This window comes from Streptomyces mutabilis, assembly GCF_046628145.1.
GTDB classification, from domain to species: domain Bacteria; phylum Actinomycetota; class Actinomycetes; order Streptomycetales; family Streptomycetaceae; genus Streptomyces; species Streptomyces mutabilis.
Genome location: NZ_CP176874.1, coordinates 4114915 through 4138916 on the forward strand (window position 1 = coordinate 4114915; position 24002 = coordinate 4138916).

Here is a 24002-nt window from a genome sequence, read left to right on the forward strand (position 1 = left end):
CGGATCTACGCTGCGGCAATGCGCCTGCACCCCTTGGCGGCCGACGGCCTGATCGCCGCGGCGCTGACGACCGTGGCCGTACTGCTCGGCACCGAGGCCGTCGCCCAGGGGTGGCCCGCGCTCGACCCGCTCGCCTGGACACTCGTCGCGCTGGTGACGCTCCCGCTCGCCCTGCGCACCCGCGCCCCCGTCACCGTCTGCCTCACCGTCCACGCCTGCTGGGCGGCCTACATCGCCCTCGACTACTGGCCCGTGGTCGGCTCCTTCGGCCCCATGCTCGCCGTCTACACCGTCGCCTCCCTGCGCCCCACCCGCACCGCCGCCGCCTGCGCCGCACTGCTCGCCGGCGTCTGGATCTGCGCCGGGGTGGTCAGCGACGCCGAGGCGATGGCGTCGGTCGTGGGGCAGGCCGTGGGCTTCCCGCTGGTCCTCTGGCGGTTCGGGTACGTCGCCCGCCGCACCGGCGAACTCACCCGGCAGCTCCAGGTCGAACAGGCCGACCGGGCCCGGCGCGAGGTGGCCGAGGAACGCGTGCGCATCGCCCGGGAGCTGCACGACGTGGTCGCCCACCACATCGCCGTCATCAACGTCCAGGCCGGCCTCGCCCGCTTCGTCTTCCGCACCGACGCCCGCACCGCCCGCGACGCCCTCGACACCATCGAGGGGGCCAGCGGCGAGGCCCTCGCCGAACTGCGCCGCATGCTGGGTCTGTTGCGGGCCGACGGCGTCCAGGGCGCGGACGGCGCCCCCGCTCCCGGCCTCGACCAGCTCGACGAGATGGTCACCCGGGTGCGCACCGGCGGCGTCGGCGTGGAGCTGCGGGTCACCGGCGTCCCCCGCCCGCTGCCGCCCGGCGTCCAGCTGTGCGTCTACCGGGTCGTGCAGGAGGCCCTCACCAACGTGCTCAAGCACGCGCCCGGCGCGCACGCCGCCGTCGAACTCGCCTACCGCGCGGGCGAGGTCACGGTGTCGGTGACCGACGACGGGCGTGGCGCGAAGAGCCGGGAGGGGGTGGATCCGGCCACAATCCCGGAGCGCGGCGGCCACGGCTTGATCGGGATGCGGGAGCGGGCCAAGCTCTACGGCGGGACGATCGCAGTCGGCCCGCGCAGCGAGGGGGGATTCGGCGTGCGCCTGACCCTGCCGACGCCGGTACAGACCGCACGCCGGGGAGACACCGTCCGCGAATGACCGACCCAGACCCCGCCGCCGGCCGCGCGACGGACCCCGCGGCCGGCGGGCCGATCCGGCTGCTCGTCGTCGACGACCAGTTCCTCGTCCGCAGCGGGCTCGCCGCGCTGCTGCGTGCCGCGCCCGGCATGGAGGTCGTCGGCGAGGCGTCCGACGGGGCCGAGGCGGTGGCACTGGCCGCACGGACCCGGCCGGACGTCGTCCTGATGGACATCCGCATGCCCGGCATGACCGGCATCCAGGCCACCGAGCGCATCCTCGCCGAGGCGGTGGACCCCGCGCCCCGCGTCCTGGTCCTGACCACCTTCGACCTGGACGAGTACGTGTACGGCGCCCTGCGCGCCGGCGCCTCCGGCTTCCTGCTCAAGGACGCCGGTCCCGAACGGCTGCTCGCTGCCGTCACCGCGGTGCACGGCGGCGACGCGCTGTTCGCCCCCGCGGTCACCCGGCGCCTGGTGGAGGCGTTCACGCGGATGTCGGACACCGGCCCGCCGGGTGCGCCGGACGCCGGCCCGCCGCCCGGGCTGACGGCGCTGACCGGGCGTGAGGCCGAGGTGCTGAAGCTGGTCGCCCGCGGCCTGAGCAACGCCGAGGCCGCCGACCGGCTGTTCATCAGCGAGGCCACGGTGAAGACCCACCTCAATCGCACGATGACCAAGCTCGGCCTGACCAGCAGGGCCCAGGCGGTGGTGGTCGCCTACGAGACGGGACTGGTGACGCCGGGGAGTACGGGAGGCATGTGAGGCGGCGGATGACTTTGTGCCGACGGGGGGTGCACCGGGCGCCCGCTGGGTAGGGTGCCGTGACATGGAGCATGAGGTGTTCGTTCCGGTTCCGGCCGAGCGGCTCGGGGAGGCGCTGGCCGACCCCGCCCGGGTGGCGCGGGCCGTTCCGGGGCTCCAGCAGGACGCCGGTGCCGAGCCCGTCGCGGGGCGGCTGAAGGTGCGCATCGGCAGTCACTCCATTACCTACCGGGGCACGCTGCGCCTGTCCGCCCGGGACGACGGCACGTACGCCGTCGAGGGCGACGCCACCGAGTCGCGCGGCACCGGTGCGGTCGCGCTCGCCCTCACGCTTCGGGTGGCGGACGCGGACGGCGGCTGCACCCTCGTGTTCGCCGGGACGGCCACGGCGGACGGGCGGGTCACGGAGCTGCCGGCGGACGCGGTGACGTCGGCGGCGACCCGGCTGCTGACCCGCTTCGCGGAGAACCTGGGCAGGGCGGCGGAGCAGGAGGGGAAGCCCGGGCAGGAGGCCTCCGAGCCCCACTCCGGCCCCCGGCCCGGCCAGGAGTCGGAACCCGGGCACGTCTCCGTTTTCGACACCGAGGTCCCCCCGTCCTCGCTCGCGGACGAGACCGCGACCGACGACGAGCCGGGCGCGCCGGATGTTCCAGACGTGCCCGACGTCCCCGACGTCCCCGACGTCCCCGACGTCCCCGACGTCCCAGCCATCCCGGATACCCCGGAGGTCCCCGAGCCCCCCGCCGAGGCCGCGCACGCGCGCCGCACGATGATCGGCCGCAGCGCCGAGGAGGTGGACCACGCCCCGCCGCGCGGCCGGTACGCCCCCGTACCCGCGCCCCAGGCGGGCGCTACCGGCGTGTCCATGCGCTGGGCCGCACCGGCCGCGGCACTGGTCGTGGCGTCGGCGATCGTGGTGGGGCGGGCACTGCGCAGGCGCCGCTGAACCGGAGCGGGACCGCCGCCGTACCGCCGTCCCACCCGCGCGCCGTTGATCGCCCCAGTAGGGTCATGGCGTGAGTAACGAACCCATCACGCTGACCGCGGGTGACGCGGAGGCGACCGTGCTGCCGGGCAACGGCGGCCGGATCGGCGGGCTGCGCGTCGGCGGCACGGAACTGCTCCGCCAGGGCGAGCGCTACGGCTGCTTCCCGATGGTCCCCTGGTGCGGCCGCATCCGTGACGGCCGCTTCAGCGACGGCGCCGTCGTCCACCGGATGCCGCTGAACTCCCCGCCGCACGCCATCCACGGCACCGCCCGCGACGCCGCCTGGCGCACCGCCCGCGTCACCGCCGACGAGGCCGTCCTCACGTACGACCTCACCGACCCCTGGCCCTACCCCGGCCGCGTCACCCAGGTGATCGCCCTCACCGGGGACGCGCTGACGCTGACCATGTCGGTCGAGACGTACGAGTCGTCCTTCCCGGCGCAGATCGGCTGGCACCCCTGGTTCAACCGCACCCTCGACGGCACCGGCGTGGAGATCGACTTCTCCCCCGCCTGGCAGGAGGAGCGCGGCGAGGACCACCTCCCCACCGGCAACCGGATCGACCCGCAGCCGGGCCCCTGGGACGACTGCTTCGGCATGCCCGACGGCGTCGACGTCACCCTGACCTGGCCGGACCGGCTGGAGCTGAAGGTGACCAGCCCCGAGCAGTGGGCCGTGGTCTACGACGAGCAGGAGGCCGCCGTCTGCGTGGAGCCGCAGACCGGCCCGCCCAACGGCCTGAACACCCTCCCGCGCCTGGTCACGCCCCTGGAGCCGCTGGAGGCCACGACGACCTGGAGCTGGCGGCGCCTTTAAGCTGGCCACCATGAGTGACGTACGCGGCGCGCTGCTGCAGCAGATCAAGGACAAGGCCGTGGTGCACGGCAAGGTGACCCTCTCCTCGGGTCTCGAGGCCGACTACTACGTCGACCTGCGCCGCATCACGCTCGACGGCGAGGCGGCGCCGCTGGTCGGACAGGTGCTGCTCGACCTGACCGCCGACCTCGACTTCGACGCGGTCGGCGGGCTGACCATGGGCGCCGACCCGGTCGCCGCGAGCATGCTGCACGCCGCCGCCGCGCGCGGGAAGCGCCTCGACGCGTTCGTCGTCCGCAAGGCCGCCAAGGCGCACGGGCTGCAGCGCCGTGTCGAGGGCCCGGACATCAAGGGCCGCCGCGTCCTGGTCGTCGAGGACACCTCCACCACCGGCGGCTCCCCGCTCACCGCCGTCGAGGCCGTGCGCGAGGCGGGCGCCGAGGTCGTCGCCGTCGCCACGATCGTCGACCGGGCGACGGGCGCCGCCGAGAAGATCGAGCAGGGCGCGGGGGTGCCGTACCGGTACGCGTACGACAAGGACGAGCTGGGCCTGGACTGAGGCCGCTGCCGGACCGGGGGACGGACGGCCACTCGGAGTATCCCGGTTCGTCTGGAAGGATGGGGCCGACGATGACGTCGCCCCCCATGGTCTAGGTCAGGGCCTAAGCACGTACCACGCCCACCCGCACATACAAGGAGCGGACAGATGCCCATCGCAACTCCCGAGGTCTACAACGAGATGCTGGACCGGGCGAAGGCGGGGAAGTTCGCCTACCCGGCCATCAACGTGACCTCCTCCCAGACGCTGCACGCGGCCCTGCGCGGTTTCGCGGAGGCGGAGAGCGACGGCATCGTCCAGATCTCCACCGGCGGTGCCGAGTTCCTGGGCGGCCAGCACAGCAAGGACATGGTGACCGGCGCCGTCGCCCTCGCCGAGTTCGCGCACATCGTCGCCGAGAAGTACGACGTCACCGTCGCCCTGCACACCGACCACTGCCCGAAGGACAAGCTCGACGGGTACGTGCGTCCGCTGCTGGCGGTCTCCGAGGAGCGCGTCAAGGCCGGCCGCAACCCGCTGTTCCAGTCGCACATGTGGGACGGCTCCGCCGAGACCCTGTCCGACAACCTCTCCATCGCCCAGGAACTGCTGGAGCGCGCCCGCGCCGCCAGGATCGTCCTCGAGGTCGAGATCACCCCGACCGGCGGCGAGGAGGACGGCGTCTCCCACGAGATCAACGACTCCCTCTACACGACGGTCGACGACGCGATCCGCACCGTCGAGGCCCTCGGCCTGGGCGAGAAGGGCCGCTACCTGCTCGCCGCCTCCTTCGGCAACGTGCACGGCGTGTACAAGCCGGGCAACGTCGTGCTCCGCCCCGAGCTGCTCAAGGAGCTGAACGAGGGCATCGCCGCGAAGTACGGGCAGCCGGCCGGCAGCAAGCCGTTCGACTTCGTCTTCCACGGCGGCTCCGGCTCCACCGCCGAGGAGATCGCGACCGCCCTGGAGAACGGCGTGGTCAAGATGAACATCGACACGGACACCCAGTACGCCTTCACGCGTCCGGTCGCCGACCACATGTTCCGCAACTACGACGGCGTCCTGAAGGTCGACGGCGAGGTCGGCAACAAGAAGACCTACGACCCGCGCACCTGGGGCAAGCTGGCCGAGGCCGGCATGGCCGCGCGCGTCGTCGAGGCCTGCGGCCACCTGCGCTCGGCGGGCCAGAAGATCAAGTAAGGGCCTCGGGGCGGTCGGCGCCGACCACCCCGCGCCGCCCGCGACGGGCCCGGCACCCCAGGATCTCCCCGGGGCGCCGGGCCCGCGTACGTATGCCGCCGGCATGCCGCAGACTTGTCCCCATGGCCATTCACGAGAACCTTCTCGGGGGACCGCCCCCGACCCACCTCCCCGACGACCCCGGGCCGCGCGAGCTGCTGGCCGGCGGGACCTCCGCCGCCGACGTCGCCGCCAAGCACCCGACGTCCTCGCTGGCCTGGGCCCGGCTGGCCGACGAGGCGTTCGAGCGGGGTAGCGTCGTGGAGTCGTACGCGTACGCCCGTACGGGCTACCACCGCGGCCTGGACGCCCTGCGCCGCAGCGGCTGGAAGGGCCACGGCCCGGTGCCCTGGGAGCACGAGCCGAACCGCGGCTTCCTGCGCGCCCTGCACGCCCTCGCCCGCGCCGCGCAGGCGATCGGCGAGAAGGAGGAGTACGAGCGCTGCAGCCAGTTCCTGAAGGACTCCTCGCCGGAGGCGGCCGAGGTCCTGGGCTGACTCCGCCCTGTGCCGGCCCGTCTGCGGTGCGCAGGCGGGCCTTGCGGTTTCCTGCGACGATTGCGGAGGATGCCGTGTGGGGACCGGGGCCCCGTGCCGGTAACGGCAGGGCGGACCGCTACCCGTAGTGCCATCAGGAGACAGAAATGTCCCACGACGCCCCGAATCTCGACTTCGAGGGCAGCACGCCGTACGAGGACTACGTCAAGGCGGACGTGCTCACCCACCTCCAGCACACCCTCTCCGACGATCCCGGAGAGATGGTCTTCCTGGTCACGACCCAGGTCATGGAGCTGTGGTTCACCGTCATCGTCCACGAGTGGGAGACCGCGGCCCGCGCCCTGCGCGAGGACCGGATCCAGCCGGCGACCGACGCGCTCAAGCGCTCGGTGCGGGAGCTGGAGGCGCTGAACGCCTCCTGGACGCCGCTCGCGGGTCTCACGCCCGCCCAGTTCAACTCCTACCGCGGCGCACTCGGCGAGGGTTCCGGCTTCCAGTCGGCGATGTACCGCCGCCTGGAGTTCCTGCTCGGTGACAAGTCCGCGTCCATGCTCGTCCCGCACCGCGGCGCCCCGCGCGTCCACGCCGAGCTGGAGAAGGCGCTGCACGAGCCGAGCCTGTACGACGAGGTGGTCCGGCTGCTGGCGCGGCGCGGGTACGACATCCCGGACGCCGTGCTCCGGCGCGACGTCACCCGGAAGTACGAGCCGGCGCCCGAGGTGGAGGCCGCCTGGACGGCCGTCTACTCCGGTGACCAGAACGGCGAGCTGGCCCGCCTCGGCGAGGCCCTCACCGACGTGGCCGAGCTGGTGTGGCGCTGGCGCAACGACCACCTGGTCGCCACCCGCCGCGCGATGGGCTCCAAGACGGGAACGGGCGGCTCCGCCGGGGTGGCCTGGCTGGAGAAGCGGGCCCGTGGCAGCGTGTTCCCCGAGCTGTGGACGGCGCGGTCCTATGTCTGAGCTTCCGTACGAGCTGAAGAGTGCCGCGAAGGAGCTGGACGCCGCCGACGGGCTGGCGGCGCTGCGCGAACGGTTCGTCCTCGACGACGTCGTGTACCTGGACGGGAACTCGCTGGGCGCCCTCCCGGCGCACGTCCCCGACCGCGTGGCGGACGTCGTGCGCCGCCAGTGGGGCGAACTGCGCATCCGGTCCTGGGAGGAGAGCGGCTGGTGGACCGCCCCCGAGCGGATCGGCGACCGGATCGCCCCGCTGGTGGGGGCGGCGGCCGGGCAGATCGTCGTGGGCGACTCGACGAGCGTGAACGTCTTCAAGGCGCTGGTGGCCGCGGTGCGGATGGCGAGGGAGGACGCTCCCGCGCGGGACGAGATCCTCGTCGACGCGTCCACCTTCCCCACGGACGGCTACATCGCCGAGTCGGCGGCCCGGATGACGGGGTGCGCCCTGCGCCCGGTCGCCCCGGCCGAGGTGCCGTCGGCGCTGGGGGACCGTACGGCCGCCGTGCTCCTCAACCACGTCGACTACCGCACCGGCCGGCTGCACGACCTGCCCGCGCTCACGGCCGCCGTGCACGCGGCGGGGGCGTACGCCGTCTGGGACCTGTGCCACAGCGCGGGCGCCCTGCCGGTCGGGCTCGACGAGCACGGCGTGGACCTGGCGGTCGGCTGCACCTACAAGTACCTCAACGGCGGGCCCGGTTCGCCCGCGTACCTGTACGTGCGCCGCGAACTCCAGGACCGCTTCGACTCCCCGCTGCCGGGCTGGAACTCGCACGCCGAGCCCTTCGGCATGCGGCCGGGGTACGAGCCGGCGTCCGGCGCCCTGCGCGGCCGGGTGGGCACACCGGACATCCTCTCGCTGCTCGCCCTGGAGGCGGCGCTGGACGTGTGGGACGAGGACGGGGTCTCGGTCGCGGCGGTGCGGGCGAAGTCCCTGGCACTGACGGACTTCTTCCTGCGCTGCGTCGGGGAGTACGTCCCGGACGGCCGGGTGGAGTCCGTGACGCCCGCTGCGCATACCGAGCGGGGCAGCCAGGTCGCGTTGCGCTGTCCCCCCGGTCCCGGCTCCGCTCGGGCGGGCGGGGCCCCCACCGCGAGCGAGGTGATGAAGCGGCTGATCGAGCGCGGGGTGGTCGGGGACTTCCGGGCGCCGGACGTCCTGCGCTTCGGCTTCACCCCGCTGTACGTCGGTTTCGCGGACGTGGAGCGGGCGGCGCGGGTGCTGGCTCTGACGCTGGCCGAGACCGGCTGAGGAACCGGTGGGGGGCTCCGGCGCGTGAACGCGGACATGGACGATGTGGATCACCGGACCCGTGGCTGCGCCGGATGCCTGGCCGCCGGCGTGGTCGGCGCCGTGACCGCGCTGATCGCCTGGGCGCCGCTCGCCCGCGTCAGCGTCACCGGCGGCTTCGAGCAGCAGCACCGCGACCTGAGCGTGCTGTACGTCGACCTGCCGCTGGTGGCGCTCGGCGGTGCGCTCGTGCCGGCCGTGGCGTGGGCCCTGGGCCTGCGTCTGCTGGGCGGCCGGGCGTGGGCGGCGGCGCTCGTGGCCGTGGCCGCGCTCGGGGTGGGGGTGTGGGGGCTGACGTCCTGGTGGACGCCGTACGAGCGGCCCGAGTTCACGGGACAGGCCACACTCGTCGCTCGGGCGCCCGCCGCACCTTTTGTCCCTCACCCTGCGTGACAACCCCGTGTTCGCGCACGTCATCGGCCTGATACCGTCCCGCCAACGGCCGAATCCCCACTTCCGGTCCGCCAACACCGTGTCGTCGCTGAGAGGTTGAGCATGCCGGACGCCACCGCAGAACCGGGTACCGCTGCCGGGCGGACCGCCGCGGAGGAGAGATCGGCCTTGTCGCATCCGGCGGTCGAACCCGACGCGAGCGCGGGGTACGGCGGGCACCCCGACCAGGTGATCGACTTCTACGCGCCGCGCGGAGCCGGGGGACCGGACGGGTCCGCGCCGGTCGTGGTGCTGCTGCACGGGGGCTCGTGGCGGGCGCCGTACGACCGCCGCCACGTCAGTCCGTTCGCGGACTTCCTGGCCCACCGGGGGTTCGCCGTGGCCAGTGTGGAGTACCGGCGGGGTGCGGACGGGGAAGCCGGCGACCGGGGCGAGGGCGATCCGGTGGCCGGACGCTGGCCCGACACCTTCGACGACGTGGCCGCCGCGCTCGACGCGCTGCCCGCGCTGGTGCGACAGCACCTCCCGGCGGCCGACGCGCGCCGCATGGTGCTCACCGGCCACTCCGCCGGCGGCCACCTCGCCCTGTGGGCGGCGGCCCGGCACCTGCTGCCCGCCGACGCGCCCTGGCGCCTCGACCGCCCGGCGCCCCTGCGCGGTGTGGTCGCCCTCGCGCCGATCGCCGACTTCGAGGTCGCCGGCAGGCTGAACGTGTGCGGCGGCGCGGCACGGCAACTCCTCGGTGGGCCGGAGTTCTTCGAGGAGCGGCGGCCCTACGCCGATCCCGCCCTGCTGCTGCCCACCGGCATCGCGACGACCCTCGTCCAGGGGCGCGCCGACGTGGACGTTCCGCAGGCGGTCGCCGAGGCGTACGCCGACGCGGCGGCGAAGGCCGGGGAGGTGGTGGGTGTGACGCTGCTGGAGGACGTCGGCCATTTCCCGCTGATCGACCCGGTGGCGGACGCGTGCGCGGTGGTGGCGGAGGAGATCGCGCAGCTGGCTTGGTGAGCCGGGGGCGTTGCGAAAAAGTGTGAACACTTCCGCGGTGAATGTCCTCGGGCCGCTCGGATGAGCGGGAGTGGGCGTTGTGCCCGGCGGGCTGTCGTACCCGTAGTACCTCAGAGCTACCTGCCGGGTGAGCTCCCTGGCGGGACGCGAGTTACCCGGCTCGATCCATAACTTTCCTTTCAGACGCGCCCGATGGGCGGGCGAGCTGGAGGGGAGTGGCCATGGGGTCGGGGACGGCGGAGCGTTGGCGGCGGCATGGGAGCAGATGGCGCCGGACCGTCCTCGCCGCGCTCATCTGCGGCGCCGTGGTCCTTCCACTGTCCGGCGCCGCGCGGCCCGAGATCCCCGCCCCGCCCCCCGCGGTGCTCGCGGCCCCGACGGCCGGCACGCTGGAGGAGGCGTACGCCGCCCACCGGGCCAACGCCGCCGAGGCGTCCCGGATGGCCGCCGCTCACGGGGACCGCCACCGCGCGGCGGCGGACCGCTCGCTCGCCGACCCGTCCCGGCGGCTGCTCGCCTTCGACGGCCGGGGCGCCGGACTGGCCACGGAGGTCTTCGGCGACCTCGCCCACGCCGACCGCGTCGCCGTCCTCGTCCCGGGCTCCGACACCAGCCTCGACACGTACGACCGGTTCCGCGCCGCCGCCCTCGCCCTGCACCGGCGGCTCGCCGCGAAGGCACCCGAGGGCACCGGCACCGCGGTCGTGGCCTGGCTGGGCTACGAGACGCCGGGCACCGTCAGCACCACGGTCGCCACCACCGACCGCGCCGACTCGGCGGCCCCGAGGCTGCGCGCCCTCGTCGACGACCTGCGCGCCGTCACCGGCCCGGGCACCTCCGTCACCCTCCTCTGCCACTCCTACGGTTCGGTCGTGTGCGCCCGCGCCGCGGAGGGCCTGGACGTCACCGACATCGCCCTGGTCGGCAGCCCCGGCACCGGTGCCGACTCCGCCGCCGGGCTGCACACGAGAGCCCGGGTCTGGGCGGCGCGCGGCGCCGACGACTGGGTGGAGCACGTCCCGCACCTCAGCGCCGACCTCTTCGGCACCACCGTCGGCTTCGGCACCGACCCGGTCTCCCGGGACTTCGGCGCCCGGGTCTTCGCGGCCGGCGACGGCGGCCACAGCGACTACTTCGACCCCGGCTCCCTCTCCCTGACGAACCTGGCCCGGATCGTCCTGGGCGAGACCGCGGAGGTGACCCATGACTGACCTGAAGCGAGCCCCCCGGACGGTGAGCCCGTCGCGACCGGCTCCGATGCCGCCCCCCGGGCAGGCACCGTCGTACGGCCTCCTGCGTGCCCGGTGCGCCCTGCGTGCTCTGCGCCGCACCGCCGAACGCGTCGACGCCGTCACGCCGGCGAACAGGGACCGTGCCGTGGACGCCCTGCGTGCCTTCGCCATCCTCGGTGTGGTCCTCGGGCACTGGCTGGTCACAGCCCTGGTCGCCGACGGCACCGGCCTGCGCGCGGCCAGCCCGCTGGGGCACATGCCCTGGCTGGCCCCGGTCTCCTGGGCCTTCCAGACCCTCGCCGTGTTCTTCCTGGTCGGCGGTCATGTGGCCACCCGGGGTTACGCGTCGGCGCGTGCCCGGGGCGTGTCCTACGGCGGCTGGTTGTCCGCAAGGCTGACCCGGTTGTTCCGCCCGGTCGCGGCCGTCCTCACCCTGTGGACGACGACGGCGGGGCTGCTGCTCATATCGGGGGCGGAGTTCGTGACCGTCCACACCCTGGTGAAGCTCGCCCTGTCCCCGCTGTGGTTCCTGCTGGTCTTCGCCGCGCTGACCGCGGCGACCCCGTTGCTGACCCGGCTGCATCCGCTGTGGCCGCTGGTCGTCGTCCTCCACGTCGACCTGCTGCGCTTCGGGCTCGGCGCCCCTTCCTGGCTCGGCTGGATCAACCTCGCCGCCGGCTGGCTGGTCCCCTACACCCTCGGCGCCGCCTGGACCCGGGGCGAACTGGACCGCCGCCGTGCGGGCGTGCTCCTGCTCACCGGCGGTACGGCGGTGACCGCCGCACTCGTCGCCTGGGCGGGCTACCCGGCCTCCATGGTCGGCGTCCCCGGCGCCGAGGTGTCCAACCTGAACCCGCCGACGCTGGCCGCCGTCACCTTCGGACTGGCCCAGTGCGGCCTCGCCCTGCTGCTGCGGGAGCGGCTGCGCCGGGCGATGCGGCGGCCCGTGGGGTGGGCGGCGGTCGCGCTGGTCAACCTCTCCGCGATGACGATCTTCCTGTGGCACCAGACGGCGCTGATGGCGACCACCGCCACCGGCCTCCTCGCGGGCCGCCTGCCCGGCCTGCACACGCTCCCCGACGGGCTGGACTGGGTCGCCGCCCGGCTCATGTGGCTTCCGGTGTTCATGCTGGTCCTGGTGGGGTGTTGGGCCGCGTTCCGCTCCTGCGAGCACGGAGTCGGACGCCGCGGCGGGCGGCGCCGCAGCCGGGTGGTCCGCACCCATCGCCCACCGACCGGGGCGGGGACGGAAGGTGCCCGTCATGTCTAGGGTGGACCGTGTGATGCGCAGGGGGAGCGGGCAGCAGGACACGGGTCGGGTCCAGCGCCTGTTGAGGGTGCTGCACGACGACCTGTGGACCTGGCGGGCGGACCCGCTGCCGCCGTCGGTGTGGCTGCGCTGGCTCCCGCACGGGGTCGTCTGTCTCGCCGCGCTCGGCGTGCTGCTCGGTGACGCGGCCCAGCTCGGTGACAACGGCGGGGTCGACTCCGGGTTCGCCTTCGTGATCGCTCTCGTCCAGGCGGGCGCGATGGTGTTCGCGCTGCGGCGGCCGGTCGCGGCGTGGTGGATGTCGATGGCGGCCATGCTGGTGGGGGCCTTCGCCGTGCGGGCGGAGATGGTCGCGGGCGGTGAGAAGTTCACCTGGCCGTGGACGGCCGCCGGGCTCATCGGACACCTGCTGGTGCTGCTCCTGCTGGCCCTGCGGGTCCGCACCCGGGTGACCGTGGAGGTGCTGGCCCTGACCGCGCTCGCCACCTACGTCCTGCAGGGCGCGGTGGGCGGGCTGAACTACCAGCCCACCGGCCAGCTCGCCGTCATCCTCTTCGCGGTCGTCGCCGTCCTCGGCACCGCCCTGCGCGGCCGACGCGAGGCGCGTGCCGAGCTGGTGCAGCAGACCTCCCTCACCGCCGAGGAGCGAGCCCGCCGCACCGTGCTGGAGGAGCGCAGCCGCATCGCGCGCGAGCTGCACGACGTGGTCGCCCACCACATGTCCGTGATCTCCATCCAGGCCCAGGTCGCGCCCCACCTCGTCAAGGACCCTCCGGACGAGCTGAAGGAGAACCTCGCCGGCATCCGGGAGAACGCGCTGGAGGCCCTCACCGAACTGCGCCGGGTTCTGGGCGTACTGCGGTCCGAGCACCCCGAGACGGGAGAAGCACTCGACGCTCCCGGCAAGCCCGGCACGGTCGCCGCCCCGCACGCCCCGCAGCCCACTCTCGACCGGATCGACGCGCTGGTGGACAACACCCGGGCGGCGGGCCTGACCGTGACCGTCGAGATCAGCGGCAGGCGTCGGCCGCTGCCGCCGGGCGTGGAGCTGTCCGCGTACCGGATCGTGCAGGAGGCGTTGAGCAACGTGCTGCGGCACGCGCCGGGCGCGCGCGCCTGGGTGCACCTCACCCATCTCCCGACCGGCGTGCGGGTGGAGGTCGTCAACTCGCCGCCGGTGCGGCAGGCCCCGCCGTCGCAGGGAGCCGGGCACGGGCTGCTCGGCATGCGGGAGCGGGTGGCGATGCTCGGCGGCACCCTGACGGCGCACTCACTGCCGGACGGCGGCTACCAGGTGTCCGCCTTCCTGCCCGCCGACGGCACCGACCACCCGCCCCCCGACGACCCGAGCATCCACTACTACCCCGAGGACGGCAGCAGATGACGAGCGGCACCCCCGACGTGATCCGCGTGGTGATCGCCGACGACCAGCAGATGGTCCGGCAGGGATTCACCGTGCTGCTCAACACCCAGTCCGACATCGAGGTGATCGGGCAGGCGGTGGACGGCCTGGACGCCGTGTCCAAGGTCGCCGAACTCGACCCGGACGTCGTCCTCATGGACATCCGCATGCCGGAGCTGGGCGGCATCGAGGCCACCCGCCGCATCGTCGGGGAGAACCCGGACATCAGGGTGCTGGTGCTGACCACCTTCGACCTCGACGAGTACGTGTACGAGGCGCTGGTCGCGGGCGCCTCCGGGTTCCTGCTCAAGGACGCCTCCGCCGACCAGCTCGCCGAGGCGGTCCGGGTGGTGGCGGCCGGGGACGCGCTCCTCGCGCCGGGCGTCACCCGTCGGCTGATCACCGAGTTCTCCCGGATGCGCGACAGACCGCGCGCCCCGCTGAAGGAACGCGTCGGCGACCTGACGGAGCGGGAGACGGAGGTGCTCGCCCTGATCGCCCAGGGCCTGTCGAACGCGGAGATCGCCCAGCGGCTGGTGGTCGCCGAACAGACGGTGAAGACCCATGTGGGGAGGATCCTGGTGAAGCTGGGCCTCAGGGACCGCACCCAGGCGGCGGTCTTCGCCTACGAGTCGGGTCTGGTACGCCCCTCGGGGTACTGAGGAGCGACGCGTCGTGGCCCGCCTAGTACCTGAGACGGACCCCCGGGAACCCGTCTTAACGGGGACGACCGGCCTCACCCGGGCGGCCTACGGTGTGAGCGTGACCGAGACGACTCACCCGCAGCACGGGGACGGGACCCGCAGCCCGGAGTACCGGCTGTTCCGGAACGCCCTGCGGGGACTGCGCCAAGACCTCTTCCACGACCCCTTCGCCTACCGCCCGCTGCCGCCCCGGCGCACGGACGGCCCGTTCGTGCGCCGGCTGCCCGGCCGGCTCCGGCAGGCCGCGCAGCACCTCCCGCACGCGGTGGTGGGTGCGACCGCACTGCTCGCCCTGGCCGTCGGCTCGGTGTCGGGAGGCCTGCCCGGCGGTGACGCACCGGCCCTGCTGTCCGGCCTGCTGTGCGCCCTGCCGGTGCTCGCCACGCTGGTCCGGCCGATCGGCGCGTTCTGGCTGTCCCTGGCGGCGACCCCGCTGGTCGCGCTCATCAACGGCGACGGTCTGGACTGGCCGTGGCTGCCCGGGGCGTTCGTCTCCCACCTCGCGGTGCTGATCGTCGTGGCGTTGCGCACCCGGCCCCGCACCGGCGTCTGGATGTGGGCCCTGACCTGCGTGTACGGCTTCCTCTCGGATGTCGCCTTCGGCGGGTCGTACTACTACACGAACAGCGGGCCCATGATGGTGACGTCCGCGTTCGCCCTGCTCGTGGTCTGCCTCTGGCACGTCCGCCACGCCGCCCAGGAGGAGGTGACGGCCCAGCAGACGGTCACCGCGCACGAGCGTTCCCGGCGCACCCTGCTGGAGGAGCGCACCAACATCGCGCGCGAGCTGCACGACGTGGTCGCCCACCACATGTCGGTGGTCGCCATCCAGGCCGAGGCCGCGCCCTACCGGGTGGAGAACCCGCCGCCGGAGCTGGAGCGGGCCTTCACCACCATCCGGGAGAACGCGGTCGCCGCCCTCACCGAGCTGCGCCGTGTCCTGGGTGTCGTCCGCGCCGAGGACTACGAGGCCCCGGACGCCCCGCAGCCCACGCTCGCGGACCTGGACGCCCTGCTCGGCAACGTCCGCGACGCGGGCCTGAACGTGGAGAAGGCGGTGACCGGCGCGGTGCGCGAACTGCCGCCGGGCGTGGAGCTGTCGGCGTACCGGATCGTGCAGGAGGCGCTGAGCAACAGCCTGCGGCACGCGCCCGGCGCCACCGCACGCGTCGAGGTCTCCTACGTGCTGGGCGGGCTGGGTCTGAGAATCGTCAACGGGCCGATGCCGGAGCCCTCCCTGGTGAAGCCCTCGCCGGGCGCCGGGCACGGCATCACCGGCATGCGGGAGCGGGTGTCGATGCTGAACGGCGAGATGACCGCCGGCCCCACCGACGACGGGGGCTACGAGGTGGCGGTGTTCCTGCCGGTCACCGTGCCGAACGAAGGTGACGCATGACCGGGAGCACGATCCGCGTACTGATCGTCGACGACCAGATGATGGTGCGCGAGGGCTTCTCGGTGCTGCTGAACGCGATGCCCGACATCGAGGTCGTCGGAGAGGCGGTCAACGGCCGGGAGGCGGTCGCCAAGGTGCGTGAACTCGCCCCCGACGTCGTCCTCATGGACATCCGCATGCCGGAGCTGAACGGCATCGAGGCGACCCGCGAGATCGTCGCCGCCGACGATGCGGCGAAGGTCCTCGTCCTCACCACCTTCGACCTCGACGAGTACGTGTACCAGGCACTGCGCGCGGGCGCCTCCGGCTTCCTCCTCAAGGACGCCTCCGCCCGCCAGCTCGCCGACGGGGTCCGGGTGGTGGCCGCCGGGGAGGCCCTGCTCGCCCCCTCGATCACCAGGCGCCTGATCACCGAGTTCTCGAAGCTGTCCGACGGCCCGCGCATGATGCCCCAGGCCCAGGCGGCCTACGGCGACCTGACCGAGCGGGAGACGGAGGTGCTGGTGCTGATCGCCCAGGGTCTGTCGAACGCGGAGATCGCCGAGCGCCTGGTGGTCGCCGAGTCGACGATCAAGACCCACGTCAGCCGCATCCTGGTGAAGCTGGGCCTCAGGGACCGCACGCAGGCGGCGGTGTTCGCGTACGAGGCGCGGCTGGTGACACCGAGCTGAGGGGGATCGGGACGGCCCTCTGCGCCGCGCCCGGGGCCGCCCCGCGGGGTTCGGGAGGGGCCTCACCCAGCCCCCTGTTCAGCGTGGGCGTCACCGGCTAGCGTCCGTCCATGGCCGCCTTCGACAGCTCCGACAGCTCCGACAGCTTCGACCCGTGGGACCCGGACTTCCTCGCCGACCCGTACCCCGCCTACGCCGGGCTGCGGGACCGGGGGCGCGTGCACTACTACGAGCCGACCGACCAGTGGCTGGTCCCGCACCACGCGGACGTCTCGGCGCTGCTGCGCGACCGCCGCCTGGGCCGGACCTACGTGCACCGGTACACGCACGAGGACTTCGGCCGCACCCCGCCGCCCCCGGAGCACGAGCCCTTCCACACGCTCAATGACCACGGGATGCTCGACCTGGAACCGCCGGACCACACGCGCATCCGGCGCCTGGTGTCGAAGGCGTTCACGCCGCGCACGGTGGAGCGGCTGAAGCCGTACGTCCGCTCCCTGGCGGACGACCTGGTCGGCCGTCTCGTCGAGTCGGGCGGCGGTGACCTGCTGACCGATGTCGCCGAACCGCTCCCGGTCGCCGTGATCGCGGAGATGCTGGGCATCCCGGAGTCGGACCGCGCGCCGCTGCGTCCCTGGTCGGCGGACATCTGCGGGATGTACGAGCTGAATCCGTCCGAGGAGACGGCGGCCCGGGCGGTGCGCGCCTCGCTCGAGTTCTCGGAGTACCTGCGCGCCCTGATCGCCGCCCGCCGCAAGGACCCCGGCGACGACCTGGTGACGGGCCTGATCGCCGCCCACGACGAGGACGACCGCCTCACCGAACAGGAGATGGTCTCCACCTGCGCCCTGCTCCTGAACGCCGGTCACGAGGCGACGGTGAACGCCACGGTCAACGGCTGGTGGGCCCTGTTCCGCGACCCCGGCAGTCTCGCCGCCCTCCGCGCGGACCACTCCTTGGTGCCGACCGCCGTGGAGGAGCTGATGCGCTACGACACCCCGCTCCAGCTCTTCGAACGCTGGGTGCTGGACGAGATCGAGATCGACGGGACGACGATTCCCAGGGGCGCGGAGGTGGCGATGCTCTTCGGCTCCGCCAACCACGACCCGGCGGTCTTCTCCGCCCCGGACCACCTCGACCTCGGCCGTCGCGACAACCCGCACATCTCGTTCAGCGCCGGCATCCACTACTGCATCGGCGCGCCCCTCGCCCGGATCGAGCTGGCCGCGTCCATGACCGCCCTGCTGGAGCGGGCGCCGGCGCTCCGGCCCGTCGCCGAGCCGGAGCGCAAACCGAACTTCGTCATCCGGGGCCTGAAGGGCCTGACCGTCGAGGTCTGACCGCACGGCCCCAGGACCCCGCCCCACCCCTCCCTCCTCACCGGACGGGCTACTTCGTCTCCAGGTCCCGGCGCCGGAAGCCCGCCAGCCCCAGCCACACCAGACCCGCGGCGACGAGGGTCAGCACCAGCAGCGGCGTCCAGTTCATGTCCGCGGCCGGGAGGCTGGGGACGTGACCGAAGGGGGAGAGGTTGTTCATCCAGCCGGGGAACTGGAGGATCTGGCCGAGGTAGCCGACGACGAAGGCGTACACCGGCACGATCCAGGCCGCCGCGCTCGCCCTCGGGAACCAGCCGAACAGCACCGCCGCCACCCCGACCGTGACCCACAGGGCGGGCGCGTGGGCGAGGGCCGCGCCCGTCAGCTCGGGCACCATGACACCGTCGCCGGTGGAGGCGGCGCCCGCGATGCCGAAGCCGAGGCCGGCCATGAGCAGGACGAGCGTGCCGCCGCCGAGGGCCACGGCCAGGTGACTGCCGGCCCAGCGCTCGCGCGACAACCCGGTGGCGAGCAGCGGCTCGGCACGGCCCGCGGTCTCCTCGGCGCGCGTCCGCAGCGCGGCCATCACCACGTACACCGCGGCGACCACCGCGATGACCACCATCACCATCGAGGCGAAGGCCTCGGCCATGCCGGTGCCGCCGATGCGGTCCAGGGCCTCCTGGAGCTGGTCGATGTCCTTCAGCATGTCCTCGGCCTGCCCGAGGATCGACCCGTACATCGCGCCCATCAGGAACAGGCCCGCCCCGAAGCCGACGAGCATGCCTCGGTGCAGTCGCAGGGCGAAGCCGAGCGGGGTGCCGAGCGCGCCGGAGGCGACCGGGCTGCCCAGCTTCTCCGGCCTCAGGCCCGCGCCCACGTCCCGCCGGGTGGAGAGCACGAATCCCGTCGCCGCGCACGCCACCGCCAGTGCGGCGCAGAGCAGCAGCGGCCACCAGTCGTCGTCGACGTAGACGTAGGTGCGCTGGACCCAGCCGATCGGGGAGAGCCAGGACAGGGCGCCGCTCTCCCCGCTGTCGCCGGCGGCGCGCAGCACGTAGGCGGCGCCGATGACCGCGAGGGCCGTGCCGGTGGCGCCGCGCGCGTGCGCGGTGAGCTGGACGGTGACGGCGGCGACGGCGGCGAAGACGAGGCCGGCGGCGGCGTGGCCGGCGCCGTAGAGCAGCGACCCGCCCGCGTCGATGCCCTCGATGCCGAGGCCGGCCAGCCCGAGGGCCAGCAGCAGGGCGAGGACGAGGTTGGCGAGGGCCGCGACCGACAGGGCGGCGGCCAGGTGGGCGTGCCGGCCGACGACCGCGGAGCGCAGCAGCTCGGCCCGGCCGGTCTCCTCCTCGGCCCGGGTGTGCCGGGTGACGGTCAGGACGCTCATCAGGCCGACGAGAACGGCCGTGAAGCCGAGCATCTGGTGGCCGAGCATGGCGCCGGAGGTGTAGGCGTCGAGGTAGTGGCGCGGGCCCGACATGGCGAGGCCGGCCGGGCTGCCCATGGTCTCGACGGCGTTCGCCCGGTCCTCGGGGGAGCCGTAGAGCTCCTGGTAGCTGTTGGCCGTGGACAGAGTGCCCAGCAGCAGCGCCAGGATCCATACCGGGAGCCGGACGCGGTCGCGGCGCAGGGCGAAGCGGATGAGCGTGCCGGTGCCGACGACCGCCGCGCCCGCGCCGCCCGCGGCGGTCGCGTCGGGCACCCGGGCCTCGGCGGCGGTGGTGGTCGGTGTGGAGGTCATCGCACGGCTCCGTGACCGCCCTGAGCGCCCTGACCGCCCTGAGCACTCTGGGAGCCGGCGACCTGAGCGCCGTCCCTGCCGTCCCTGCCGTCCCTGCCGTCCCTGCCGTCCGTGCCCTGCCGGTCGGCGGCGGGCAGGGCGTCGTCGTAGTGGCGGAGCATCAGCTCCTCCAGCGTCGGTGGGTGGCTGACCAGGCTGCGGATGCCGAACTCGGTGAGCTTGCGCACCGCGCCGTCGACCTCGCCGCCGTCGACGGCGAAGCGGACCCGGCCGTCGTCGGCCCGCAGGTCGTGGACGCCGGGCAGGGTCTCCAGGCCGGTGGCGGGGCGCTCGGTCTCCGCCTCGATGGTGGTGCGGGTCAGGTGCCGCAGCTCGCCGAGGGTGCCGGACTGGACGATCCGGCCGAGCCGGATGATGCTCACCCGGTCGGCGAGCTTCTCCACCTGGGCCAGGATGTGGCTGGAGAGCAGCACGGTCTTGCCGGCGGCCTTGGCCTCGGTGATGACGTCCTGGAAGACGACCTCCATGAGCGGGTCCAGGCCGGCGGTGGGCTCGTCCAGGAGCAGCAGTTCGGCGTCGGAGGCGAGCGCGGCGACGATGGCGACCTTCTGCCGGTTGCCCTTGGAGTACGCCCTGCCCTTCTTGGTGGGGTCCAGGCCGAACCGCTCGACGAGCTCGGCCCGGCGCCGCCGGTCCAGCCCGCCGCGCAGCCGCGCGAGCAGGTCGATGGCCTCGCCGCCGGTCAGGTTCGGCCACAGTTCGACGTCGCCGGGGACGTACGCGAGGCGGCGGTGCAGGTCGACCGCCTGCGCCCACGGGTCCATGCCCAGGACCTGGGCGGCGCCGGAATCGGCCCGCAGCAGGCCGAGCAGGACGCGGATGGTGGTGGACTTGCCGGCGCCGTTGGGGCCGAGGAAGCCGTGGACCTCGCCGGACTCGACGGTCAGGTCGAGGCCGTCCAGCGCGCGTGTCCGGCCGAAGGACTTGTGGAGTCCGGAGACGCTGATTGCCTTCGTCATAATTCGGAACGTACGCTACTTTCACAAATTTGTGAAGTTAAGAAAGCGTCAGGATGTGAGGGATGATCGAAGCATGAGGGAAGCAGCGGAGCCGACGGAGCGGGAGCGCGACCCGGAGGCGGTGTCGAGGTTCGTGGAGGGCTTCGCCGCCCAGCTCGTCGAGGCCGGGATGCAGCGCATGCCCGCCCGGGTCTTCGCCGCCCTGCTGGCCTCCGACTCCGGTGCCCTGACCTCGGCCGAGCTCGGTGCGCGGCTCCAGGTCAGCCCCGCCGCCGTCTCCGGTGCCGTGCGCTACCTCGCCCAGCAGCACATGGTCTCGCGCGAGCGGGAACCGGGCTCGCGCCGGGAGCGGTACCGGGTGCACAGCGACCAGTGGTACGAGGCGCTCACCAACCGCGAGGCGGTCCTCAAGCGGTGGGAGGGCGCCCTGCGCGAGGGTGTGACCAGCCTCGGCGCGGACACCCCGGCGGGCCGCCGGATGGCGGAGACGCTGGCCTTCTTCGAGTTCGTCGACGGGGAGATCGTCGCGATGATGGAGCGCTGGCGGGTGCACCGCGCGCGCACCTTCGGCGGCGACTGACGCGGGCGCGCGGCTCAGCGCGGCATACGGCGCTCGATCGCCGTGGCCTGCTCCCGCAGCCGTTCCTCCCAGTGCGAGCGGTCGGGCAGCGGCACCTGCACGTCCGTGCGCCCTTCGAGCCCGTCCGCCGTGTCCGGCGAGCCGACCTCGATCCCCGCCCGGTGGGCGAGGGCCAGCGCGGTGGCGACGAACCCGCGGGAGAGGCCGTGGATGACCGCGTGCGCGGTGTCGTGGTGCCACTCCAGCAGTCTGTTCACGAACGTCTCGAACGCGCCGGGATCGACCTGGCACTCGTCGTTCACCATTTCCCCGATGCCGGAGGGGACACCGAGTTCCGCCTCGTACAGGGCCACGTGTCGCAGGAACAGCCGGGCCGCTCCGTTGGACGGGTTCCACAGCGTCTCGTCGCCCATGTCGAAGTACTGGCTCATAGGTGCCCCCTTGATCAGAACAGGCGGGAAGCCTAGGTATCGGGACCGGTCGTCCGCACGCCCTTTTCCCGGCGGGCGCCCGGCCGGGGCGGCCCGTGAGCCGTTCACCCCGCCGGCAGCGTCAGCCCCCAGGCCCCCTCCCGCACCACCCACGTCCGCGTCCCCACCGGCCCCGACACCACCGCGTCGGCCCGGTACCGGAAGTGGGCCCCCGACACGGTCACCGTCCGCCCCCGCGCCGTCAGCGGCGCCGCCTCCGCGCCCACCGACAGCGGCCGCACCTCCACCTCGGCCACTCCGCCGGTGCCCGGCATCACCGAGACCCCCTCGACCGGCTGGTCCAGGTCCACCAGCGTCACCCCGTCGACCTCCACCCGCAGCCGGGAGGGACCGGCCGCCCCCGTGGCCGCCGCTGCCCGGACCGGCCGTGAGGAGGCCAGCGTCCGGACGAGGGACTGACAGGTCCGCAGCCAGGGACGTGCCGAGGCGGACGCCGAGCGCGACCCGCCCGGCCCGGCTTCACCACCCGGCCCCGTCCCGTCGTCCCCTTGGTCCTCCTCCGCCGCGACCGGCGGGATCCCCACCGCCCCCAGCACCACCCCGTCACTGTCGTCGACGAGCAGGTCCAGGCGTCGTTCGGCCCCGTCCAGCACCGCCCGTGCCGCCGCCACCGCGCCCGACGGCAGCCCCAGCGAACGGGTCAGGCCCAGCACCGGCCCCACCGGCACCACGGACAGCGCGCACGCCGCCAGCTCCCGGTGCCGGTGCAGCAGGCCCACGGCACGCAGCAGCGCCCGGTCGTCGCCGACCACCACCGGCCGCCGCGAACCCCGCCGCCGCAGTGCCCGCGCGAACTCCTCCGGACCGTCCGGCAGACACACCTTCGTACTCGACGCACCCGCGCTGAGCACGTCTTTCGCGATCCGGACGGACTCCCCGTCCGTCCGCCGGGCGACCGGATCTACGACCACCAGAAGCTGATCGGGCATCGCGGAAGAAGTGCCGGATGTTCTCGCGGAAGTCGCCACCTCGGCCATGCCTCGCTTCCTCGGGTAGCATCTTTGTGCAAGAGCCCCTTGCGCTATTGCGCCAGGGGCTTCGTCTATTCCGGGGCATCCGGTCCGACGGTGGCGGCCAACGACGGTCGCGGTGTACGTGGCGGAAACCCACCTCATACGCCCTCGACCATGGACATGCCCCGCCCGGAAGGGGTGTACGCGCGTGCCCGCACTTGTGCTGCTCGGTGCTCAGTGGGGTGACGAAGGCAAGGGAAAGGCGACGGACCTGCTCGGTGGCTCCGTCGACTATGTGGTGCGCTACCAGGGCGGCAACAACGCCGGCCACACGGTAGTCGTGGGTGATCAGAAGTACGCCCTCCACCTGCTCCCTTCCGGGATTCTCTCCCCCGGCTGCACGCCGGTCATCGGTAACGGCGTCGTCGTCGACCCGTCGGTCCTGTTCTCCGAGCTGAGCGGGCTGAACGAGCGAGGCGTCGACACGTCCAAGCTCCTGATCAGCGGAAACGCGCACATCATCACGCCGTACAACGTGACCGTCGACAAGGTCACGGAACGCTTCCTCGGCAAGCGCAAGATCGGCACCACCGGCCGCGGCATCGGCCCGACCTACGCCGACAAGATCAACCGCGTCGGCATCCGCGTCCAGGACCTCTACGACGAGTCGATCCTCACCCAGAAGGTCGAAGCGGCGCTGGACGTCAAGAACCAGATGCTCACCAAGCTCTACAACCGCCGGGCGATCGCCACCGGCCAGGTCGTCGAGGAGCTGCTGGGCTACGCGGACAAGCTCGCGCCCTACGTCGCCGACACCGTCCTGGTCCTCAACCGGGCCCTCGACGACGACAAGGTGGTCCTCTTCGAGGGCGGCCAGGGCACGCTGCTCGACATCGATCACGGCACGTACCCCTTCGTCACCTCGTCGAACCCGACCGCGGGCGGCGCCTGCACCGGCGCCGGCGTGGGCCCGACGAAGATCAGCCGGGTCATCGGCATCCTCAAGGCGTACACGACCCGCGTCGGCGCCGGACCGTTCCCGACGGAGCTGTTCGACGAGGACGGCGAGGCCCTGCGCCGCATCGGCGGCGAGCGCGGCGTCACCACCGGCCGCGACCGGCGCTGCGGCTGGTTCGACGCGGTGATCGCCCGCTACGCCACCCGCGTCAACGGCCTCACCGACTTCTTCCTCACCAAGCTCGACGTCCTCACCGGCTGGGAGCAGATCCCGGTCTGCGTGGCGTACGAGATCGACGGCAAGCGCGTCGAGGAGCTGCCGTACTCGCAGTCCGACTTCCACCACGCGAAGCCGGTCTACGAGATGCTGCCCGGCTGGAGCGAGGACATCAGCAAGGCGAAGTCGTTCGCCGAGCTGCCGAAGAACGCCCAGGCGTACGTCAAGGCGCTGGAGGAGATGTCCGGCGCCCCGATCTCCGCGATCGGCGTCGGCCCGGGCCGGGACGAGACGATCGAGATCAACTCGTTCCTGTAGGAACGGCGGCGGACAGCGGCGGCCGGGGCCCGAGCGGGGTCCCGGCCGCCGCCGTTCACCCGGCG

Annotated in this window: 24 protein-coding genes; 20 read left to right on the plus strand and 4 right to left on the minus strand. The window is 73.4% G+C overall.

The features are described 5' to 3' along the window. Nucleotides 1-18: 18 nt before the first annotated feature. The 18 genes from ACLIN4_RS18460 (at nucleotide 19) to ACLIN4_RS18545 (ending at nucleotide 17679) form a co-directional block, all read left to right on the plus strand. Nucleotides 19-1191, plus strand: a complete 1173-nt coding sequence (locus tag ACLIN4_RS18460) for a sensor histidine kinase (protein WP_107478653.1) — start codon at nucleotides 19-21, stop codon at nucleotides 1189-1191. After that, nucleotides 1188-1934, plus strand: coding sequence for a response regulator transcription factor (locus ACLIN4_RS18465; RefSeq protein ID WP_289908619.1), 747 nt, complete (start codon nucleotides 1188-1190; stop codon nucleotides 1932-1934). The genes ACLIN4_RS18460 and ACLIN4_RS18465 overlap by 4 nt, the downstream gene beginning before the upstream one ends. Nucleotides 1935-1998: 64 nt before the next feature. After that, on the plus strand, nucleotides 1999-2880 hold the full coding sequence (locus tag ACLIN4_RS18470; RefSeq protein WP_381940625.1) for an SRPBCC family protein: 882 nt from the start codon (nucleotides 1999-2001) through the stop codon (nucleotides 2878-2880). A gap of 70 nt (nucleotides 2881-2950) precedes the next feature. Then, entirely contained in the window at nucleotides 2951-3739 is a 789-nt protein-coding gene (locus ACLIN4_RS18475) for an aldose epimerase (RefSeq protein WP_100047943.1), read from the plus strand. Nucleotides 3740-3749: 10 nt separating this feature from the next. Next, a complete protein-coding gene (gene pyrE / locus ACLIN4_RS18480; protein WP_043371624.1) occupies nucleotides 3750-4298 on the plus strand; it encodes an orotate phosphoribosyltransferase in 549 nt (182 codons plus the stop codon). A gap of 147 nt (nucleotides 4299-4445) precedes the next feature. Then, complete coding sequence (gene fbaA / locus ACLIN4_RS18485; protein ID WP_107478652.1) at nucleotides 4446-5477, plus strand: class II fructose-bisphosphate aldolase; 1032 nt, start codon at nucleotides 4446-4448, stop codon at nucleotides 5475-5477. Nucleotides 5478-5599: 122 nt separating this feature from the next. Beyond that, nucleotides 5600-6013 carry a DUF3151 domain-containing protein gene (locus ACLIN4_RS18490; protein WP_043371629.1) on the plus strand — a complete coding sequence of 138 codons (414 nt, stop codon included), beginning with the start codon at nucleotides 5600-5602 and terminating at the stop codon, nucleotides 6011-6013. A 146-nt stretch (nucleotides 6014-6159) separates the two neighbouring features. Further along, nucleotides 6160-6975: a tryptophan 2,3-dioxygenase gene (locus ACLIN4_RS18495; protein ID WP_100047945.1), complete on the plus strand. Its 816-nt coding sequence runs from the start codon at nucleotides 6160-6162 to the stop codon at nucleotides 6973-6975. After that, a complete protein-coding gene (kynU, locus tag ACLIN4_RS18500) occupies nucleotides 6968-8224 on the plus strand; it encodes a kynureninase (RefSeq protein ID WP_100047946.1) in 1257 nt (418 codons plus the stop codon). Before ACLIN4_RS18495 ends, kynU begins: the two co-directional genes overlap by 8 nt. Nucleotides 8225-8260: 36 nt before the next feature. Further along, entirely contained in the window at nucleotides 8261-8656 is a 396-nt protein-coding gene (locus ACLIN4_RS18505; protein WP_107478655.1) for a hypothetical protein, read from the plus strand. Between the two features lie 102 nt (nucleotides 8657-8758). After that, nucleotides 8759-9664, plus strand: a complete 906-nt coding sequence (locus tag ACLIN4_RS18510; protein WP_289908623.1) for an alpha/beta hydrolase — start codon at nucleotides 8759-8761, stop codon at nucleotides 9662-9664. A 221-nt stretch (nucleotides 9665-9885) separates the two neighbouring features. Further along, on the plus strand, nucleotides 9886-10875 hold the full coding sequence (locus tag ACLIN4_RS18515) for an alpha/beta hydrolase (RefSeq protein ID WP_107478650.1): 990 nt from the start codon (nucleotides 9886-9888) through the stop codon (nucleotides 10873-10875). Nucleotides 10876-10921: 46 nt separating this feature from the next. Beyond that, nucleotides 10922-12166, plus strand: coding sequence for an acyltransferase family protein (locus ACLIN4_RS18520; protein ID WP_289908697.1), 1245 nt, complete (start codon nucleotides 10922-10924; stop codon nucleotides 12164-12166). Next, nucleotides 12159-13550, plus strand: coding sequence for a sensor histidine kinase (locus ACLIN4_RS18525; RefSeq protein ID WP_107478648.1), 1392 nt, complete (start codon nucleotides 12159-12161; stop codon nucleotides 13548-13550). The genes ACLIN4_RS18520 and ACLIN4_RS18525 overlap by 8 nt, the downstream gene beginning before the upstream one ends. Next, on the plus strand, nucleotides 13547-14230 hold the full coding sequence (locus ACLIN4_RS18530) for a response regulator (RefSeq protein WP_100045303.1): 684 nt from the start codon (nucleotides 13547-13549) through the stop codon (nucleotides 14228-14230). The genes ACLIN4_RS18525 and ACLIN4_RS18530 overlap by 4 nt, the downstream gene beginning before the upstream one ends. Nucleotides 14231-14243: 13 nt before the next feature. Continuing rightward, on the plus strand, nucleotides 14244-15668 hold the full coding sequence (locus ACLIN4_RS18535) for a sensor histidine kinase (protein WP_107478647.1): 1425 nt from the start codon (nucleotides 14244-14246) through the stop codon (nucleotides 15666-15668). Next, nucleotides 15665-16339 carry a response regulator gene (locus ACLIN4_RS18540; RefSeq protein ID WP_107478646.1) on the plus strand — a complete coding sequence of 225 codons (675 nt, stop codon included), beginning with the start codon at nucleotides 15665-15667 and terminating at the stop codon, nucleotides 16337-16339. Before ACLIN4_RS18535 ends, ACLIN4_RS18540 begins: the two co-directional genes overlap by 4 nt. 110 nt (nucleotides 16340-16449) lie before the next feature. Further along, nucleotides 16450-17679, plus strand: a complete 1230-nt coding sequence (locus ACLIN4_RS18545) for a cytochrome P450 (protein WP_411576024.1) — start codon at nucleotides 16450-16452, stop codon at nucleotides 17677-17679. Between the two features lie 49 nt (nucleotides 17680-17728). On the opposite strand, the gene ACLIN4_RS18550 is transcribed toward ACLIN4_RS18545, so the two are convergent. Together ACLIN4_RS18550 and ACLIN4_RS18555 are read right to left on the minus strand one after the other, a co-directional pair. After that, on the minus strand, nucleotides 17729-19402 hold the full coding sequence (locus ACLIN4_RS18550) for an ABC transporter permease (RefSeq protein ID WP_257101702.1): 1674 nt from the start codon (nucleotides 19400-19402) through the stop codon (nucleotides 17729-17731). Then, nucleotides 19399-20421, minus strand: a complete 1023-nt coding sequence (locus tag ACLIN4_RS18555; RefSeq protein ID WP_411576025.1) for an ABC transporter ATP-binding protein — start codon at nucleotides 20419-20421, stop codon at nucleotides 19399-19401. The genes ACLIN4_RS18550 and ACLIN4_RS18555 overlap by 4 nt, the downstream gene beginning before the upstream one ends. A 73-nt stretch (nucleotides 20422-20494) precedes the next feature. Between ACLIN4_RS18555 and ACLIN4_RS18560 the strand changes: the two genes are divergently transcribed. Continuing rightward, complete coding sequence (locus ACLIN4_RS18560; protein WP_381911051.1) at nucleotides 20495-21001, plus strand: GbsR/MarR family transcriptional regulator; 507 nt, start codon at nucleotides 20495-20497, stop codon at nucleotides 20999-21001. 14 nt (nucleotides 21002-21015) lie between these two features. On the opposite strand, the gene ACLIN4_RS18565 is transcribed toward ACLIN4_RS18560, so the two are convergent. After that, nucleotides 21016-21432 (minus strand): DUF6086 family protein, encoded by a 417-nt coding sequence (locus ACLIN4_RS18565; protein ID WP_289908628.1) that lies wholly within the window; start codon nucleotides 21430-21432, stop codon nucleotides 21016-21018. 104 nt (nucleotides 21433-21536) lie between these two features. Further along, on the minus strand, nucleotides 21537-22469 hold the full coding sequence (locus ACLIN4_RS18570) for a diacylglycerol kinase (protein ID WP_289908630.1): 933 nt from the start codon (nucleotides 22467-22469) through the stop codon (nucleotides 21537-21539). Nucleotides 22470-22653: 184 nt separating this feature from the next. Between ACLIN4_RS18570 and ACLIN4_RS18575 the strand changes: the two genes are divergently transcribed. Next, nucleotides 22654-23937 (plus strand): adenylosuccinate synthase, encoded by a 1284-nt coding sequence (locus tag ACLIN4_RS18575; protein WP_289908631.1) that lies wholly within the window; start codon nucleotides 22654-22656, stop codon nucleotides 23935-23937. Nucleotides 23938-24002: the final 65 nt, after the last annotated feature.